Origin of the sequence: Lacibacter sp. MH-610 (genome assembly GCF_045780045.1) — a bacterium.
Lineage (GTDB): Bacteria > Bacteroidota > Bacteroidia > Chitinophagales > Chitinophagaceae > Lacibacter.
On sequence record NZ_CP116002.1, the window covers coordinates 649,707 to 668,448 of the forward strand.

General features: G+C 40.5%; 21 protein-coding genes. 19 read left to right on the forward strand and 2 right to left on the reverse strand.

What is annotated here, in order from left to right; all coding sequences use genetic code 11:
- The first annotated feature begins 54 nt into the window (after nucleotides 1–54).
- From PDL71_RS02945 to PDL71_RS03035, 19 genes are all read left to right on the forward strand, one after another.
- Nucleotides 55–1,179, forward strand: a complete 1,125-nt coding sequence (locus PDL71_RS02945) for a glycosyltransferase (RefSeq protein WP_407525096.1) — start codon at nucleotides 55–57, stop codon at nucleotides 1,177–1,179.
- Nucleotides 1,180–1,222: 43 nt separating this feature from the next.
- A complete protein-coding gene (gene gldC, locus PDL71_RS02950) occupies nucleotides 1,223–1,570 on the forward strand; it encodes a gliding motility protein GldC (protein ID WP_407525098.1) in 348 nt (115 codons plus the stop codon).
- A 4-nt stretch (nucleotides 1,571–1,574) separates the two neighbouring features.
- The gene (locus PDL71_RS02955; protein WP_407525101.1) at nucleotides 1,575–2,015 is read left to right on the forward strand and encodes a GatB/YqeY domain-containing protein; all 441 of its coding nucleotides are present in this window, start codon (nucleotides 1,575–1,577) and stop codon (nucleotides 2,013–2,015) included.
- 5 nt (nucleotides 2,016–2,020) lie between these two features.
- Nucleotides 2,021–2,554 (forward strand): CvpA family protein, encoded by a 534-nt coding sequence (locus PDL71_RS02960; protein WP_407525104.1) that lies wholly within the window; start codon nucleotides 2,021–2,023, stop codon nucleotides 2,552–2,554.
- Between the two features lie 151 nt (nucleotides 2,555–2,705).
- A complete protein-coding gene (locus PDL71_RS02965; RefSeq protein ID WP_407525106.1) occupies nucleotides 2,706–3,479 on the forward strand; it encodes an alpha/beta fold hydrolase in 774 nt (257 codons plus the stop codon).
- A gap of 16 nt (nucleotides 3,480–3,495) precedes the next feature.
- Nucleotides 3,496–4,155, forward strand: coding sequence for a CBS domain-containing protein (locus tag PDL71_RS02970; RefSeq protein WP_407525109.1), 660 nt, complete (start codon nucleotides 3,496–3,498; stop codon nucleotides 4,153–4,155).
- A 139-nt stretch (nucleotides 4,156–4,294) separates the two neighbouring features.
- Complete coding sequence (locus PDL71_RS02975) at nucleotides 4,295–5,722, forward strand: hypothetical protein (RefSeq protein ID WP_407525112.1); 1,428 nt, start codon at nucleotides 4,295–4,297, stop codon at nucleotides 5,720–5,722.
- 46 nt (nucleotides 5,723–5,768) lie between these two features.
- The gene (locus PDL71_RS02980; protein WP_407525115.1) at nucleotides 5,769–6,647 is read left to right on the forward strand and encodes an NAD kinase; all 879 of its coding nucleotides are present in this window, start codon (nucleotides 5,769–5,771) and stop codon (nucleotides 6,645–6,647) included.
- Between the two features lie 67 nt (nucleotides 6,648–6,714).
- Complete coding sequence (locus PDL71_RS02985) at nucleotides 6,715–7,557, forward strand: DUF6089 family protein (RefSeq protein WP_407525117.1); 843 nt, start codon at nucleotides 6,715–6,717, stop codon at nucleotides 7,555–7,557.
- A 284-nt stretch (nucleotides 7,558–7,841) separates the two neighbouring features.
- Nucleotides 7,842–8,285 (forward strand): 50S ribosomal protein L13, encoded by a 444-nt coding sequence (gene rplM / locus PDL71_RS02990; protein WP_407525120.1) that lies wholly within the window; start codon nucleotides 7,842–7,844, stop codon nucleotides 8,283–8,285.
- Nucleotides 8,286–8,314: 29 nt separating this feature from the next.
- Nucleotides 8,315–8,704 (forward strand): 30S ribosomal protein S9, encoded by a 390-nt coding sequence (rpsI, locus tag PDL71_RS02995; protein WP_407525122.1) that lies wholly within the window; start codon nucleotides 8,315–8,317, stop codon nucleotides 8,702–8,704.
- A gap of 45 nt (nucleotides 8,705–8,749) precedes the next feature.
- Entirely contained in the window at nucleotides 8,750–9,631 is an 882-nt protein-coding gene (gene rpsB, locus PDL71_RS03000) for a 30S ribosomal protein S2 (RefSeq protein WP_407525125.1), read from the forward strand.
- Nucleotides 9,632–9,771: 140 nt separating this feature from the next.
- A complete protein-coding gene (gene tsf, locus PDL71_RS03005; protein WP_407525129.1) occupies nucleotides 9,772–10,608 on the forward strand; it encodes a translation elongation factor Ts in 837 nt (278 codons plus the stop codon).
- A 158-nt stretch (nucleotides 10,609–10,766) separates the two neighbouring features.
- Nucleotides 10,767–11,201, forward strand: a complete 435-nt coding sequence (locus PDL71_RS03010) for a DinB family protein (RefSeq protein WP_407525132.1) — start codon at nucleotides 10,767–10,769, stop codon at nucleotides 11,199–11,201.
- A gap of 52 nt (nucleotides 11,202–11,253) precedes the next feature.
- Nucleotides 11,254–13,326 carry a phenylacetic acid degradation bifunctional protein PaaZ gene (gene paaZ, locus PDL71_RS03015; RefSeq protein WP_407525135.1) on the forward strand — a complete coding sequence of 691 codons (2,073 nt, stop codon included), beginning with the start codon at nucleotides 11,254–11,256 and terminating at the stop codon, nucleotides 13,324–13,326.
- Between the two features lie 76 nt (nucleotides 13,327–13,402).
- Nucleotides 13,403–13,798: a GxxExxY protein gene (locus PDL71_RS03020; RefSeq protein ID WP_407525137.1), complete on the forward strand. Its 396-nt coding sequence runs from the start codon at nucleotides 13,403–13,405 to the stop codon at nucleotides 13,796–13,798.
- A 49-nt stretch (nucleotides 13,799–13,847) separates the two neighbouring features.
- On the forward strand, nucleotides 13,848–14,624 hold the full coding sequence (locus PDL71_RS03025; protein ID WP_407525140.1) for an enoyl-CoA hydratase/isomerase family protein: 777 nt from the start codon (nucleotides 13,848–13,850) through the stop codon (nucleotides 14,622–14,624).
- Nucleotides 14,625–14,799: 175 nt separating this feature from the next.
- Entirely contained in the window at nucleotides 14,800–15,438 is a 639-nt protein-coding gene (locus tag PDL71_RS03030) for a DNA-3-methyladenine glycosylase family protein (RefSeq protein ID WP_407525143.1), read from the forward strand.
- 47 nt (nucleotides 15,439–15,485) lie between these two features.
- Nucleotides 15,486–16,448: a sodium-dependent bicarbonate transport family permease gene (locus PDL71_RS03035; RefSeq protein ID WP_407525146.1), complete on the forward strand. Its 963-nt coding sequence runs from the start codon at nucleotides 15,486–15,488 to the stop codon at nucleotides 16,446–16,448.
- Nucleotides 16,449–16,479: 31 nt separating this feature from the next.
- Here PDL71_RS03035 and PDL71_RS03040 read toward each other — a convergent pair whose 3' ends face one another.
- Nucleotides 16,480–17,112 carry a carbonic anhydrase gene (locus PDL71_RS03040; RefSeq protein ID WP_407525149.1) on the reverse strand — a complete coding sequence of 211 codons (633 nt, stop codon included), beginning with the start codon at nucleotides 17,110–17,112 and terminating at the stop codon, nucleotides 16,480–16,482.
- A gap of 18 nt (nucleotides 17,113–17,130) precedes the next feature.
- The gene (locus tag PDL71_RS03045) at nucleotides 17,131–18,714 is read right to left on the reverse strand and encodes a SulP family inorganic anion transporter (protein ID WP_407525151.1); all 1,584 of its coding nucleotides are present in this window, start codon (nucleotides 18,712–18,714) and stop codon (nucleotides 17,131–17,133) included.
- Between the last annotated feature and the right edge of the window lie 28 nt (nucleotides 18,715–18,742).

Consider the following 18,742-nt stretch of genomic DNA (forward strand, 5'->3'; position numbering starts at 1 on the left):
ACGCAAAAAACCAGTTGTCTTGCAAAAAATACGGTAATTACGATGTAGTAAGGCTTGTTAAGTATACAATCTTCCCTGCAGCTTACTTTTGCAGCTATGAATGTGGTGATTGATCTTTCTCTCAGAAATCCCGGAACAGATGATTCGTTCTTTTTTTCCGATGAATTACTTGCGGTTCTGCAGGAACATTACCCGAAACATCGCTTTACTTTTATTAATAATGAGAATAGCAGGGTAAACTTTTCTGGTAGTGACAGGGTAAAAGAAATTTTGTTTAATCCGTCAATCAATCCACTGCGGAAAATAGTTCAACAAAAATCTTTACAAAAGGAAACAGAGCAGCTTCGTCCGGATGTTTACATAGGAACTCCCGGTTCTATCTTCTCCGCCCAAAAAAAATTCTGCTTGTTTATTTCCGGTGCTGATGAATTAAAAACAGCCCTGAAAAAAAGCAGAAAAAGTAAAGCAGTGTTTTGTACAGATGCATTCAGCTTTGATCAGCTTCAGGCGCATTCTCTTCTGAACAATAGCAGGTTGTTTTATGCGCCGCCGCCGCCACTTCCCTTTTATAAAAAAATTGAATGGCAGGAGAGAGAACAAATCAAAAGCGAACTGAGCGGAGGTTCTGAGTATTTTTTATTACTTAACCCCGTTTTGCAGGAAACGGAACTGGTGAACCTGCTCAAAGCATTTTCATTTTTTAAAAAACGATTGCAAACCTCTATCAAATTAGTAATTGCTGCCCGGCAGGAGGAGTTTGCGGCATCTTTGTTACAGTTGCTGGCTACTTATAAATACAACGCTGATGTTGTTTTAGCCGGAGACCTTACAAACAATAACAAACGGGCCTCTCTTGCTGCTGCCTGTTATGCAGCGTTGCAAATAGCATCACCTTATAAAACGTATATTTTACCACAGGATGCTTTAGCCGCTGCCGTTCCCGTTGTGTTATGCGGTCATCCATTGCATTCTTCTTATGAAAATATGTTTATACAGGCAGGCACAACTCCTGAAGATATTGCCCGTATTATGATGCTTCTTTATAAAGATGAACAATACCGAAAACAGGTGATTGAGAACGGGCAACAAGGGTTGCACAATTTTTCACACAGGGTAAATGCTGCTTTATTAGCAGAATGCATTGAGTACACAGCCGGGGAGGCAAGCTCTTTTTCTTGAGCAGGAACGGTTGAAAACCTACCTTTGCGCTTCAATTTTAACTATGACACATAAGAGTACAATTACAATTAATGTAGCGCTGGATGAAGCCCGTGTGCCCGAACAGATTTCCTGGAAAGCTACAGACAGTACAGCGGATATGGAGCAGCAGGCAAAAGCCATGATGGTTTCTTTTTGGGATGGCGCTGATAAGAGTGCTTTACGCATTGATCTCTGGACAAAAGATATGATGGTAGATGAAATGGCGGATTTTTATTATCAAACCTTTATGACGATGGCCGATTCTTTTCAACGTGCAACCAACCAGCCCGAACTGAGTGCAGAGTTGAAAACATTTGCGCAGGGATTTATCAAAAAATTCAAACAGGAACAGTTGAAACAAAATCAATAAAACTATGAGTCTGGAAACAAGCATCATGGCCGAAATGAAAGAAGCCATGAAGTCAAAAGATGAAGCTACGCTTCGTGGATTGCGTGCTATTAAAGCCGCATTGTTGTTATTGAAAACATCCGGTTCAGAGGTAACAGAAGATGCTGAGTTGAAGATGTTGCAAAAACTGGTGAAGCAACGTAAAGATTCGCTGGAAATATTTCAGCAACAAAACAGAAATGACCTGGCTCAGAAAGAGGAGGAAGAAATAAAAGTGATTGAAAAATTTTTACCGCAACCTTTAAGTGAAGATGAGTTGAAGCTGGCTGTACAAAAAATTATCATTGATACAGGCGCTTCTTCACCGGCGGATATGGGTAAGGTAATGGGAGTGGCTACCAAACAACTGGCCGGTAAAGCAGATGGTAAAGCCATCAGTGCAGCTGTAAAGGAACTTCTTAAATAAACCTGATGATAATTGATGTGGCTGTTGCCGCTATTTTGCTGATGGCCATCATCAAAGGCTATCAGAGAGGGTTAATTGTTGCACTCTTTTCTGTATTGGCATTTATTGCCGGTATTGCAGCCGCTTTAAAGTTGAGCAGTACGGTAGCAGTGTGGTTAGGTGAATCAACCAACCTTGGTGCCCGTTGGCTTCCTTTTGTAAGTTTTTGCGTCGTTTTTCTGGGAGTGGTGCTATTAGTGCGGTTAGGCGCTTCCTTTATTGAAAAAGCAGTGCAGCTGGTATTGCTGGGCTGGCTTAATAAAACGCTGGGTATACTGCTCTATCTTTTTTTATATACAGTCATTTTGAGTGTGTTTTTATTTTATGCTCAAAAGCTGCATGTGTTTTCTGATGCCGTTGTTAAAGAATCTGTAACGTTCAATTATATTGCTCCCTGGGGGCCAGGTGTTATTGATGGTCTCGGATCATTACTTCCGCTGTTTAAAAATATGTTTGATGAATTAGGAACTTTTTTCAGCAGTATGCAAAGCTCAGCGTAGGTGCAGTACCGATACCATTATTGCTGACGGAAGCATCATGAATTATTTCTTCAACAGTTGTAACCTATATAACCTGTTCATATTGAATTTTATTGGCACATTTGGAACAAATCAATTACTTTAGCAAATAACAATTGCTTATCAAAGCTTCATGAACTACGAAATAAAACAGCTTGATAAATTCAGATACATTGAAGAGGGAAGCGGAGAGCCGCTGATCCTTCTGCATGGGCTATTTGGTGCATTGAGTAATTTTAAAGATTTGATTGAATATTTCCGGCATCACAACACAGTGGTTGTTCCCATGCTGCCGTTATTTGAGTTAGACTTACTGCATACAACAGTTGGCGGGCTTGAAAAATTCGTTCATAAGTTTATTGAAGCTAAAGGTTATACCAATATTCATTTATTAGGTAATTCACTGGGTGGTCATGTTGCACTGGTACATGTGCTGAAGCATCCGCAACGGATTAAATCACTTACATTAACCGGCAGCAGTGGTTTGTTTGAAAACGGAATGGGTGATACATATCCCAAACGTGGTGATTATGACTATATCAAACGTAAAACAGAATTAACCTTTTACGATCCCTCAGTTGCTACCAAAGAGTTGGTTGATGAGGTCTATGATATTGTAAATCAACGGTTGAAAGTAATAAAGGTAATTGCACTGGCAAAAAGTGCTATACGCAATAACCTGGGTGATGAGTTGAAAGAAATAAAAATTCCAACACTTTTGATCTGGGGAAACAATGATACCATCACTCCGCCGTTTGTAGGAAAGGAATTCAACCGGCTCATACCAAATTCTGAGCTGCATTTCATTGATCTTTGCGGGCATGCTCCTATGATGGAACGGCCCCGTGAGTTTAACGAAATATTACATGGGTTCCTTACCAAACTTAGTCGCCCGGTACCCGTCTGATTCTAAAAAACAAACTATGACCGCTGCTGAACTTCTTATTAACTCCATCCCCTCTCTGCAAACAACAGACAATGTTCAGCACGCTCTGGAGCTAATGAAAGAATTTCGTGTAACAGAATTGCCGGTTGTAGCAAATCACCAGGTAGCCGGTTTATTGTACGAAGAAGATGTGGAAGATATTGATGCGGCTGATTCCATAGCTCCTTATATCCGCACCGATGCACAGGTGCAGGTTCATGCATCTGACTTTTTTCTTTCTGTATTAAAAATGATGCACCAGCGTAAGTTAAGCCTTGTGCCCGTTGTAAAAGAAGATGGTGAGTACCTGGGAGTGATTACTGCAGAAGATTTGTTGTACGCAGCTTCGCATTATAACAGTGCTGCCGAACCCGGTGCTATCCTTATTTTACAAATGGCCCCTAACAATTTTTCCATTTCTGAACTGGGCAGAATTATTGAATCCAATGATGCACGCATCATACACCTCAACACCTGGATGGATAAAGATAACGGTCATTTAATGGTAGCAATAAAAATCAATAAACCGGATTTACAGGATATACTGGCAACACTGGAACGATATGAATACAACGTGATCCAGTATTTTGGCGAAAATCTTACAGAAGAAGAACTGAGGCTCAACTATGATCACCTCATGAACTACCTCAATATTTAACGAAAAATCCATCCTTCAAAAAGGGCATTTTCCTTCATATCCTTTACATTTACCAATGGCTTACCGTGTGTATTGGATGAGAAAATTTCTGTTTACATATACGCTGCTTGCAGTTCTGTTATTCCCTTTTGTACAACTTATGGGACAGGCTTCCGTGTCCTATGATTCTGTGAAACGGAAAATGGAGGAAACTGTAAGTCAATTACCGCAGGAGGCTGCTGTTCGCATTATTAATATTCAGCTCTCCGGTCATAAAGTAACCAAAGATTATATCGTACTAAGGGAAGTGTCATTTACAAAAGGTACCGTATTGCCGGTGAAAGATTTACTCAAAACCATTGAAAAGGCAAGGCTGGATATCATCAACACCCAATTGTTTTTAGAAGTGCTTCCTAGCTTGCGCATTATCAATGAGCAGGAGATAGAAGTGTTTTTTGTTTTAAAAGAACGCTGGTACATATTCCCCATTCCTTATTTTAAAGTGGTTGACCGCAATCTCAACCAATGGATTGTAGAACAAAATGCAAGCCTGGAGCGTGTGAACTATGGTCTTAAATTTAACTGGGAAAATGTTTCGGGCCGCAGAGATAAATTGTCCTTCCGTTACATTAATGGGTACAGCCGTCAATACTTACTTTCTTACGAACAACCTTTTGCTGATAAAAAACTGGAAAAAGGTTTTTTGTTTTCCATCAATTATACCAGCAACAGGCAGGCTTCTTTCGCCACCGATAGTAATAAACAGGTGTTTTATCCGGCAAACAATAATCTAATCAACGATTTTGTAAGAACTACTTTTAAAGCTGAAGCAGGATTTTCATACAGGAAAGGAGTAAAGCATCGTCATTATTTAAGGGTAGGTTATGTAAATGAACGTATTGCAGATACCATTTCCCGTATCATACAGCAGAATGCATCAAAGGGTTATCTTCCTTTTTTTGCAGATAACAAAACCCGCCAGGCTTTTGGCGAAATAAGTTATAACTACCAGTATTACGATCTTGATAATATTCCTTATCCATTAAAAGGCTTTGCATTTAACGGAACTTTTTTGCAAAGAGGTTTAGGTGCCAAAGGAATGAATCTCTGGCAATTTAACGGTAAAGCAGGCAGGTATATTACACTTGGAAAAAAAACGTACACCTCTTTTTACGGAGTAGGTACATTAAAGTTGCCGTTTAATCAGCCTATGTACAATATGCCTGCAATGGGTTATGGCGATTTGTATATGCAGGGGCTGGAGTATTATGTTATTGATGGGGTAATGGCAGGAATGCTCAGAACTACAATAGCACAGGAACTCTTCAAGGTGAATGTGCCCACGCTTTTTATTAAAGATGAGAAGTATCGGAAAATTCCGTTTCGGGTACTGGCAAAAGTGTATGCTAATATCGGCGGTGCCTACACGCCTTTTTACGCAACAGGATTTTTAAATAACCGTTTGCTGTATACTTACGGGGCGGGGCTTGATATCCTGAGTTATTATGATTTTACAGCCAGGATTGACTATTCATTCAACCAGTTGGGCGAAAAGGGTTTATTTTTACATGTACGTAAAGATTTTTAAATCCATCAATCACTGCTGGTTTTAAATTTCAGCAAATCAAATTCAAATGAAGGTAGCTTTATACAGCCGTGTTTTTGAGCAGGAGCAGAAAGAAGAGATTCAGCGGCTGCTGCAACAACTGGACGATCATAATATTAAACCTGTTTTATATCACGACTTTTTTATGCAGGTAAAAGATGTGTTGCATTTCAGCAGCACTCCTTTGTTATTTAACGAACCTCATGAGTTGGACGATTCTTTTGAATGTATGATCAGTCTTGGAGGTGATGGTACCTTGCTGGACACTGTTACCATGGTGCAGGATAAAAAAATTCCATTGCTTGGCATCAATTTCGGAAGACTGGGCTTTTTGGCAAGCATCGGCCGTGAAGAGCTGGATTCAGCCGTGGCCGCATTGGTAAATCATACGTTTGTAAAAGATGAGCGTACATTGATTCATCTTGACAGCAACACATCTCTTTTCGGCTCCACACCGTATGGGTTGAATGAATTTGCCATTCATAAACTGGACACATCATCCATGATAAAAATTCATACCTATCTCAACGGAGAGTTTTTGAATACCTATTGGGCAGATGGGTTAATTGTGGCTACACCTACAGGCTCTACCGGTTATTCATTAAGCTGTAACGGACCGGTTGTGTTTCCTGAAAGCGGCAGTTTTGTAATTACCCCGGTGGCTCCGCATAATTTAAATGTAAGACCGCTGGTGGTGCCGGATAACAATATTATTTCTTTTGAAATAGAAGGAAGAACAGACAGCTTTCTGTGTACACTCGATTCAAGAAAAGCCATCGTTCAAAAAGATGTGCAGGTAGCCGTTAAGAAAGAAGATTTCTGCATCAACCTGCTACGCCTGAACGAAACCAATTTCCTTCAAACCCTGCGTAATAAATTATCATGGGGGCTGGACCGGAGAAATTAAAAACGGTCCTCTGCAAATGAAAATCCTGAAATTGACGTTATAAACACATTGAATTAAAAAGAACCGAATGAAACAATTCTTGCGCCGTACAGCTATTGCATTTCTTTGTACGCTTTCCCTGCCGGTATTAGCACAATATGAAGGATTCAGACATGAAGGGGAATTTGGTATTCAACTGGGTGCTGCTCATTATTTTGGCGATTTAAACCCTACTACCCGTTTAAACAGACCTAAAATAGCCGCAGGCGTATTTTTCAGAAAGCAGGTGAATGATTATGTGGCTTTACGTATCGGCGCCAACTTTGCACAACTCGGTTACAGCGATGTTTATGAAAAAGACAATGAATTCCGCCGCCGCCGCAATCTCAGCTTTAATACCAACATCTGGGAGTTAATGGTGCAGGGTGATTTTAATTTTTTCCGTTTTAATCCTGCTAACCCCAACGAACGGTTTACTCCTTATCTCACATTTGGTGCCGGAGTGTTTGGCTTTAATCCTTATGCTTATTTAGGTAACACCAAATACTTTTTACAGCCTCTGGGAACTGAAGGGCAAGGCTCGGCTGTTTATCCGGATCGCACACCTTATTCTACCACCGCCATTGCATTCCCGGTTGGCTTAGGTGTAAAATATGCGTTTAATGATCGCTGGAATCTTAACATAGAAGTAGCCCATCGTTTTACTACAACAGATTACCTGGATGATGTATCCTCAACATACGCAGGCATTGCTGCTTTCAAACCCGGTTCACCTGCCTCTTTTTTACAGGATCGCAGCTACGAAACCGGTGCCATCATTGGAGCCCAGGGTAACCAACGGGGTTTTGGCAAGCAAAAAGACCAGTATGTAATGGCTACTGTGGGTATTACTTTCAGCTTCTCCTCCTATCGTTGCCCTACAGGCCAATAAGTTGAGGTTCTTACACCGGGCCAATGGCTCCTATTCCCCTTACTCAAGCGGTTTACAAGCTTGACAGAATGGTCATTAAATTTTTTGTGCAAAAATTTAATTGAAAATCAATTGTTTGCAAAAGCACCCTCAAAAATACTTCCTCATTTCTTTGGTTGATTGGCTGCAGCACCGCTACCTTTGCGACCCGTTCTTAAAAACGGGAAATTTTTCAACAAACTCCACGGGATGGCGTGGTACCGCTGCCGCCAAAAGCTATAGCGGATAAATAAAAACAAAAAACAATGAGTAAACTACATTTCACTACCAAACATGCGAACGAGGCTACCGTGCAGCGTAACTGGTACGTTGTGGACGGCACCAATCAAACCGTAGGTCGTATGTGTTCCAAAATTGCTGCTGTATTACGTGGCAAGAACAAAGCTTATTACACACCGCACGTTGACTGTGGTGATTACGTAATCGTTATCAATGCTGATAAAGTTGTATTTACCGGCAACAAAACTGATTACAAAGAATACCAGAACTTCAGTGGTTACCCCGGTGGCCAGAAAATTGAAATTGCTAAAGACCTGATGCGTCGTCGTCCGGAAGTGGTAATTGAGCGTGCTGTAAAAGGAATGCTTCCTAAAAACCGTCTCGGCCGCAAAATGTACAAGAAGTTATTTGTATATGCAGGCGCTGAGCACAATCAAAAAGCACAGCAACCTAAAGAACTGAAATTCTAATTCATAAACTCATTCACAAATTCCCATAAATGGAAAAGCAAAAAAACGCAGTTGGTCGCCGTAAAGAAGCCATCACCCGTGTGTTCATCAGCAAGGGTAACGGTAACATTACAGTTAACGACAAAAACTACAAAGAATATTTCAGCCTGGTGTATTTACAAAACCAGGTAGAGGCTCCTTTAAAGAGTGTAGATGGTTTAGACAAGTTTGATGTAAAAATTAATGCCAGCGGTGGTGGTATTAAAGGTCAGGCTGAAGCGGTAAAGCTGGGTATTGCCCGTGCACTGCTGGAAGTAAATGCTGAGTTCCGTCCTGTGTTAAAAGCAGCCGGTATGCTTAAGCGTGATCCCCGTGGTGTAGAACGTAAGAAATTTGGTAAGAAGAAAGCACGCAGAAGCTTCCAGTTCTCTAAACGTTAATGGCATTTTCAAATTTTCAAACAATCAAATTTTCAAATTCATAAAATGGAAAATAACACTTCATTACAACAGCAGTTACTGGAAGCAGGTGTACACTTTGGTCACCTTAAGAAGAAGTGGAACCCCAAGATGTTGCCTTACATCTTTGCTGAAAAGAAAGGCATCCACATCATTGACCTGAACAAAACCGTAGAAGGTTTGCAGGAAGCAGCAGCAGCAATGAAACAAATTGCACGCAGCGGTAAAAAAATCATGTTTGTGGCTACTAAAAAGCAGGCAAAAGAAATCGTTACTGAGTGTGCACAAAAAGTAAACATGCCGTATGTAACTGACCGTTGGTTGGGTGGTATGTTAACTAACTTCAATACTGTTCGTAAGAGCGTTAAGAAGATGCAGAGCATTGAAAAAATGCTGAACGACGGCACATTTGATAACATCACCAAGAAGGAGCGTTTGCAACTGAGCCGTGATAAAGACAAAATGGAAAAAGTATTGGGAGGTATTGCCAATATGGGCCGTATTCCTGCTGCTTTGTTCCTGGTGGATATTGGTCATGAGCATATTGCTTTGGCTGAAGCAAAGCGTTTGGGTGTAACTACCTTTGGTTTAGTTGATACCAACTGCGATCCTAACAAAGTTGATTTCTCTATCCCCGGTAATGATGATGCTACCAAATCAATTGCTATCATCACTCAATACATCACTGCTGCTATTGCAGAAGGTTTAGCAGAGCGCCAGACTGAAAAAGAAGAAGAAGAAACAGAAGAAGTAACAGACCGTGGACCTAAGTTTGACGAAGGTGGTGAAGAAGGCAGAGAGCGTGGTGGTCGTGGTCGTGGTGGTAACCGTGGCGGCAATGCAGGTGGCGGAGCCGGTGCTCCCAAGCGTCGTGTACCCAGCACACAGAAGCGTACTTCTGCAAGATAATTGAGCGGTAGGAAGTAAAGAGAAGTAAGAGGTACGAACTACGAAGTACAAAAAATAAATGCTTTCTGCCTGAGTTAGTAAAACAACTTAAGCAGGAAGCATTTTCAAATTATTTAATTACAAATTTTCAAATTGAAATTATGTCTACAGTAACAATCAGTGCACAGGATATTAATAAACTCCGCCAGGCCACCGGTGCCGGTATGATGGATTGCCGTAAAGCGTTAACTGAAACCAATGGTGATTTTGAAGCGGCTATTGACTGGTTACGTAAGCAGGGACAGAAAGTTGCTGCCAAGCGTAGCGATCGTGAAGCAAAAGAAGGTGTGATCATTGCACAAACAAGTGCTGATAAGAAAACAGGTTTTGTTGTGTGCATCAGCTGCGAAACTGATTTCGTAAGTAAGAATGCTGATTTCGTAGCGTTTGCAAAATCAATTGCAGATGCAGCGGTTGCCAACAATGTAAAGAGTGTTGAAGAATTGAATGAAGTTGTAGTAAACGGTGCAAAAGTTTCTGATCTTATTAATGATAAACTGGCTGCTATCGGTGAAAAAATAGGCATTAGTCGTTTTGAAAGAATTGAAGCTCCTTATGTATCTTCTTATATCCACGGCGCTTACCGCATGGGTGTTTTAGTAGGATTAAATAAAGAAGCTGAAGAAGCAGGTAAAGATGTAGCGATGCAGATTGCTGCTATGAATCCTGTAGCAGTGGATGCTGCCAGCGTACCTGCTGATGTAGTAGCACGTGAAAAAGATATCATTATGGACCTGATGAAACAGGATCCTAAAATGGCAGGCAAACCTGAAGAAATGATTGCTAAGATTGCAGAAGGCAAAATGAACGCTTTCTTTAAAGAGCAAACATTAACAGCACAGGCTTTTGTAAAAGATGGTGCTAAGAGTGTAGGTGATTACCTCAAGAGCGCCGGTGATGTAACCGTTACTGAATTCAAGCGTGTTGCATTAGGTTAATTAAATAATCTAAAATATAGAAATGGAGCAGCTCAACCTGCTCCTTTTTTATTGAGTTAAAATCCCCTCTCTTAACTCTTATTCCAGGTGGTGTATTTCATTAAAACATCTATCTTGTACTTATGATAGATACTCAAAAATCAAACTTCATACGCTCAATGTTTACAGAGCTGATCCGTAATAATCCTGCCGCAGAAGCAAAATGGGGAAAAATGAACCTGCAGCAGATGGTGGAGCATGTAACCGATTTTTTTAATGTTTCAAATGGAAAAATTCAGTTGCCTTTTCTTTCGCCTGAGGAACATTTACCTAAGTTGAAAGCATTTTTGCACAGCGATAAAGAGTTCAGGGAAAATACAAAAGCACCATCCCAGATTCTGGGTGAAGAACCGGCACCTGTACGTAATGAATCAATGGAAGTGGCTTTGATCAAACTTCAAAAAAGTATTGAACGTTTCTTCAATTGTTTTGAGGAAAATCCTTCAGCTATTATATCACACCCGGTATTTGGTCCTTTGAATTTTGAGGAATGGATATTGCTGCATTACAAGCATGTAACACACCACGCAAGACAGTTTGGATTGATGAACTGATTTTTTTACAGCATCATTTCAGTTTACCTTCGCAGTACAACGATTTTGCTGTATGAATAAACTGGAAAATTACATCTCCGGCCACTGGATTACCGGTGATGGCGACGGACAATTATTATACAATGCGGTAACAGGTGAAGCTATTGCTTCAGCTTCTACTAAAGGATTAGACTTTGCTTCCATTCTTAACTATGCACGCCAAACAGGTAACCCTGCTTTACGGAAAATGACTTTTCATGAGCGTGGCAATATGCTCAAAGCCCTTGCATTGCATTTACGAAATCATCTTCCGAAGTTTTATAACATCAGCTATCAAACAGGTGCCACCAAAGCAGATAGCTGGGTAGATATTGAAGGAGGTATCGGTAATTTATTTGCCAATGCATCACTTCGCAGAAAATTTCCCGATGATGTGATTTGTGTAGATGGTGAAAGCCATAACCTCAGTAAGAACAATACGTTTATGGGCACTCATATTTTTGTGCCGAAGGAAGGAGTAGCTGTTCATATTAATGCCTTCAACTTTCCGGTATGGGGCATGCTTGAAAAAATTGCCGTGAATTTATTGGCAGGAGTACCCGCTGTTGTAAAACCGGCAACAGTTACTTCCTATGTTACAGAAGCAGTAGTAAAAGAAATTATTGCTTCCGGCATTTTACCTGAAGGTGCTTTACAATTGATCTGCGGCAGTGCGGGTGATATGCTCAATCATGTTACGTCACAAGACGTAGTAACTTTTACCGGGAGTGCATCAACAGGGTTGCTGTTGAAATCAAATGAAAACATTCTTCGTGAAAATGTTCCGTTTAATATGGAAGCAGATTCGCTCAATTGCATCGTTTTGGGAAATGATGTAGAGCCGGGTATGCCGGAGTGGGACATTTTTGTAAAAGAAGTGCGTAAAGAAATGACCTTGAAAGCTGGTCAGCGATGCACCGGCATCCGCAGAATATTTGTACCGGAAAACAAGATGGAAGATATGTGGAAGGCCATCTCAACTTCTTTATCACAAACAGTAATCGGTAATCCGCTCAATGAAAAAGTAAGAATGGGATCACTGGCAGGTGAAACGCAAAGAAGAGAAGTGAAGGAACAGGTGCAGAAATTGTTATCGTCCTCACAACTTGTTTATGGTTCTCTGGATAGTGTTGAAGTGGTAGATGCTGATGCAGCAAAAGGTGCTTTTATGAGTCCCTTATTGTTGATGAATGAACAACCTTTTGCAACTAAAGAAGTTCATGAAGTAGAGGCCTTTGGTCCTGTGAGTACCATTATGCCCTACAAAACAGATGAAGAAGCGATTGCTTTAAGTAAGTTGGGCAAAGGCAGCCTGGTAACAACGATTGTAACAGCTGATTATAATACAGCCCGGAATTATGTAATTGGTGCAGCAACACATCACGGCAGAATATTAGTATTGAATAATGAATGTGCAAAAGAAAATACAGGTCATGGTTCACCGTTGCCTTTATTGGTGCATGGTGGCCCGGGACGTGCAGGTGGTGGTGAAGAGATGGGCGGCATTCGTGGAGTAAAACATTATCTGCAACGTACAGCATTACAAGGTTCGCCCACAACGATTACTGAAATCACGAATGTATATCAGCCTCATGCAAAGGGGAAACAACCGGGTAAACATCCGTTCAAAAAATATTTTGAGGAGCTGCAGATAGGCGATCAGTTAATAACTGAGAAACGAGTTATTACAAGCGAAGACATTGATGCTTTTGCAGATTTAAGTGGCGATCATTTTTATGCCCACATTAAGACAACAGATTTTACCGGAACGATGTTTGAACGCCAGGTAGCACATGGTTATTTTATTATGAGTATTGCAGCCGGCTTGTTTGTGGATGATTACGAACTCAATCCTGTGCTTTTAAATTATGGAATTGATGAGTTGCGTTTTACCAAACCGGTTTATCCCGGCGCTGAAATTCATATCCGTTTTACCTGCAAGGAGAAGTTGCCGAACGATAAACGTATTGTAGAAAAACCTGAAGACTTCAAGCGAGGTGATGATATTGACAAAGGCATTGTAAAGTGGCTGGTGGAAATGATTGATGAAACAGATGAAGTAACAGGCGTGGCAACGATATTGACAATGGTGAAGAAGAAAGGCTAAGAGGTTAAAGGAGAAAAAGAGGTAAGGAGAATTGTTCAATAGGCTTTTTTGTCTTTAAGAGATTGAATTCTTACATATGGACATAAATACTCTGACCGGAATTGTAGTTGACCTTTGCGTTAGAATTCATTCTAAAATTGGTCCGGGTTGCTTTGAAAAAGTATATGAAGAAATACTTTATTATGAATTAATTAAACTGGGGATTACTGTTCACAGGCAATGCTTGTTACCAATTGAATGGGAAGGTTTAAATATTGAAAACGCTTACAAAGTTGATTTGCTGGTTGATAATAAACTTGTTTTGGAGCTAAAGACACTTTATCCGCTTCCATCTGTTTACTTTAAACAAATAAGAACACATTTGGGGTTATTAAACTTAAAACATGGAATGCTTATTAATTTCAAAGTTGAACTTATGAAAGATGGTATTCACAGGGTTTTTAATAATTTTGGAAGAGAAGAATCTGAATGAACTCTTTTTCTTCTTTTCTCTTTTATTCTCTTAGCCAAAATTTCTTTTTATGATACACGAAGTAGCAGGCGGTTCAATAACATTTGAACTTCACAATCAAATCGGAACAATTGAGTTTTTTCATCCCCAAAGCAATTCACTTCCTGGAAAATTGCTCGAAGAGTTAGCGCAGGTAATTCATGGTGCCGGTAATGATGACCGTGTAAAAGTGATTATCCTCCGCTCAGCTGGTGAAAAAGCATTTTGCGCCGGTGCCAGTTTTGATGAACTGGTAGCTATTAAAACCGAAGCAGAAGGATTGCAGTTCTTCAGCGGTTTTGCCAAAGTGATCAATGCCATGCGCAAATGCCCCAAATTTATCATAGGCCGCATTCATGGTAAATGTGTTGGTGGTGGTGTGGGCGTAGCTGCATCAGTTGATTATGCCATTGCTACTGATAAAGCGGATGTAAAGTTGAGTGAGTTGGCAGTAGGCATCGGGCCTTTTGTTGTGGGCCCTGCGGTAGAACGTAAGTTGGGAACATCAGCATTCAGTACTTTATCGATTGATGCCGCTTCCTTCCGGAATGCGGAATGGGCACGCCGTAAAGGTTTGTTTGCTGAAGTACATGACTCCGTTGAAAATATGGATGAAGCCATCAATAAACTAGCGGCAGCACTTGCGCACTCCTCACCCGAAGCGATGGCAGAAATGAAAAAAATATTCTGGAAGGGAACCGAACACTGGGATGAATTGTTACAACAACGTGCTGCCATCAGCGGACGATTGGTACTGAGTGAGTTTACTAAAAATGCTATTGCAAAATTTAAGGCTAAGAGTAGTTAAGAGGATGAAAGAGAAAAGGAGTAAAAGAGAAAATTCAAACCTTGCTAATTAAATTTTTAGTTCATAAGACTCACAAGGAAATCTCATTCTCTCTTTTTCTCCTTTAACCTCTTAGCTATATCAAATTTTATCATTCACCTCCTTTACTATTTTTCTTCTTTCAAAATCCTGGCCCATGATTTCAACTTTTTCTTCCGGCAACTTTCAAACATTCTGTAACCATCTTTCCAAAAAAGACAAACACCTCAAAGCTATCATCAAGCAACATGGCTATCCACCAATGTGGACTCGTAAGCAGGGTTTTGAAACACTCATCCTTACTATACTGGAGCAACAGGTTTCTCTGGCAGCTGCATTTGCGGCATATAAAAAACTGAAAGCAAGAGTCGGCACCGTAACTCCTGAAAAAATTCTCAGCATGAGCAATGAAGAGTTACGGGAATGTTATTTCACACGACAAAAACAAGGCTATGCCAAAAACCTGGCGGAAGCTTTTGCAAGCAAATCATTACCATGGAAACAATTTCCTGAGATGACGGATGATGAAGTGCGTCATCACCTCACTTCCATCAAAGGTATTGGTAACTGGACGGCTGATGTTTACCTTATGCATGCACTCCAACGAACAGATTTGTTTCCACTGGGCGATATTGCATTGGTCAACTCTCTTAAAGAAACCAAACAACTCCATCCGCACATCAGTAAAGACGAAATGCTGCTCATTGCAGAACCGTGGAAGCCCTACCGAACCATTGCCGCCATGATTCTATGGCATGCTTACATCAAAAAGCGTAATATCAGGATTGATGCTTAACAACATCTGTTTGCATCAATAACCTTAGCTTTGCAGTAACAATCTTCATGAATACTGAAATCCTGATTAGTAATCTTACCAATCCTACACTGCTGTTTTTTCTGCTCGGTGTAATTGCAGCTATTGTAAAAAGTGATTTGGAAATTCCGCCGGGTTCTGTAAAATTCATTTCATTGTATTTATTGTTTTCCATCGGTTTCAAGGGTGGACAGGAACTGGCACATAGCGGGCTCACCACAGAAATTATCATTACTTTATTTATTGCTTTAGCATTAGCAGCATTTGTACCATTGTATTCATTCTTTATACTCAAACGAAAATTGAATGTATATGATGCAGGTGCCGTAGCAGCAGCGTATGGAAGTGTAAGCGCCGTTACGTTTGTAGCAGCAAGCGCATTTTTAGAAGCAGAGCAAGTGCACTATGGTGGTCACATGGTGGCAGCAATGGCTTTGATGGAAGCTCCGGCGATTATTATAGGCGTCATGCTCATCAGAAAATTTGATGAGCATAAAGAACAACATCACAAACTTCGTTACATCGTTCATGATGCCCTTACTAACGGAAGCGTATTGATGATTATGGGAAGTTTAATCATCGGTATTGTTGCTGATACCAAACAGGCAGAGGGTATTAAACCATTTACATCAGATATTTTCAAAGGGTTCTTGGCCGTGTTTTTATTGGAGATGGGGATGGTGGCGGCCAAGCGTTTCAAAGCATTCCGCAGTTACGGATGGTTTGTTACATTGTTTGGTTTATTGTTGCCGCCTGTTAATGGTACACTTGCCATTTTCATTACATCTTTTTTTGAAATGGAAACAGGCAATCGTTTCTTACTCGCTATTCTTGCAGCAAGCGCCTCTTATATTGCCGTGCCTGCTGCCATGCGTTTAGCGGCACCTAAAGCTGATCCCGGCTTGTACATTCCCATGACCTTAGGTGTAACTTTTCCGTTTAATATAACTGTAGGTATTCCATTGTACTGGTGGATGGCTAATCATTTCTGATAAAAAAATGCCGCCCCGGGGCGGCATTTTTTTACAGGTTGTCAAACTCATATAAAGGATCAAAATGTTCACCGGCACGCATTTCAAAAATAGGCTTAATAATACCATCGTGTAAATCATAGACCCAGCCATGTAAATGTGGAGCCTCTCTGTCCTTCCATGCTTTCTGCACAATAGATGTCTTGGCCACATTCATTAACTGTTCTTTTACATTTAATTCAATCAGTTTATTCAAACGGCCTTCTTCATTTGGGATGGCCCTTATTTCGTCCTGGTGAAAACGATACACATCTTTAATATTTCTCAGCCATTTATTTATCAGACCAAGACTATGTTGTTGAAAGGCAGCTTTTACACCTCCGCAGCCATAATGACCACAAACGATAATGTGATTTACTTTCAGAACATTTACTGAATATTCAAGAACACTCAACACGTTCAGGTCAGTATGGATCACCATGTTCGCTATGTTACGGTGAATGAAGATCTCTCCCGGTTGTGTTTGCGTTATCTGATCCGGCGGTACACGGCTGTCGCTGCAGCCAATCCATAAGAAATCCGGTTTTTGAACATTTACAAGGCGGTCAAAAAAGCCGGGGTCTACTTTTATTTTTTCTCCTGCCCAGCTTTTGTTGTTCTCTAAAAGACGTTCATAAGAATTCATAGTTGTTTGTTTTAATGGTTATTGTGTAACAGTATCTGTTACATGGGTTTTGGTGTTTTCAATTTTATAAGCATTTTTAAAACCTACAAGATCTACTTTGATATCACGATCCTTGCTTGTAAAAGCAAAAAAGTCTTTGATTAACTCCAGCACATCATGATCAATATATACTGTTTCACTGGCATTAATTATTACATGACTGTTAGCAGGTAAATGTGCCAGGGTTTGCTTAATGGCGGCTTTATTAAGAAAGGAGACTTCCTGGGCCAGTTTTATCTCAATGTTTTTACCCTCCTGGTGTTGTTTGTCTTCAAAAAAGTAAGCCAGTTTCATATTGCCTTTCAAAATGAAAATGATACTTACAGCAAGACCGATACCCACACCTTTCAGCAAATCAGTAAATACTACTGCTGCTACAGTTACAATAAATGGGATAAACTGAAACTTTCCATTGTGCCACATGTGTTTAAATACTTTAGGACTTGCAAGTTTTAAACCAATCATAATTAAAATAGCAGCCAGGGCAGCTAAAGGAATTTTATTGAGTACTGAAGGAATAAAAACTACAGCCAGCAGCAGAAATACACCATGTGAAATTGTGGCGAGTTTGGTGCGGCCGCCGGAATTAATATTTGCAGAGGTACGTACGATTACAGAAGTCATAGGCAAGCCGCCAATAAAACCGGCAAGCATATTTCCGATGCCTTGTGCCCGTAATTCGGTATTGCCGCTTGAAAAACGTTTTAGCGGATCCATTTTGTCAGCAGCTTCCAGGCATAAAAGGGTTTCAATGCTGGCAACTACGGCAATAGTAGCACCCAGCAACCATATCTTGCCATCGAGAAATGCTTTGAAATCAGGTAACGAAAACTGGTTAAAAAACTCAGTAAACGACTGAGGCATCGGGAGTTTCACCAGGTGTTCCGGTTGCACAGCAAGTACAGAGCCTGTTTGAATAAACACTTCATTGATTAATACACCCGCAATCACAGCTACCAGGCCTCCCGGCAATAGTTTCATTTTTTTAAGCCGGGGTACTTTATTAAAGGCTATTAAAATTCCAATACATATCACTGCAATAATAATAGCACCGTAATGCACAGAATTAAGAGAATCAATAATGGCTGTAAGAGTATTGTTCCCGGTTGATGGCTCAATAAAGGCAAAATCTCCTTCACTGTCTTTATCAAATCCTACTGCATGTGGAATTTGTTTTAAAATGATGATAATGCCTATACCGGTTAACATGCCTTCAATAACATTGGAAGGAAAGTAGTTGGAAATACTACCTGCTTTTATAAGTCCCAAAACAAGTTGCAGGAAACCGGCAATTACTACTGCGGTTAAAAAAGTATCATAACTGCCGGCGCTGGTTATTCCGGCAAGTACTATTGCTGTTAGACCGGCAGCAGGGCCTGATACACTAAGATTGGAACCACTTAGCATACCTACAATAATTCCACCAATAACTCCTGTAATAATGCCGGAAAATAAAGGGGCTCCGCTGGCTAATGCAATTCCTAAACACAGCGGTAAGGCAACTAAAAAAACAACTAGGCCTGAGAGCAGATCGGTTTTAAAATATTTTGTTTCCGGTTTCATGTGTTGTTTAAAGATGGTTTTATGAATA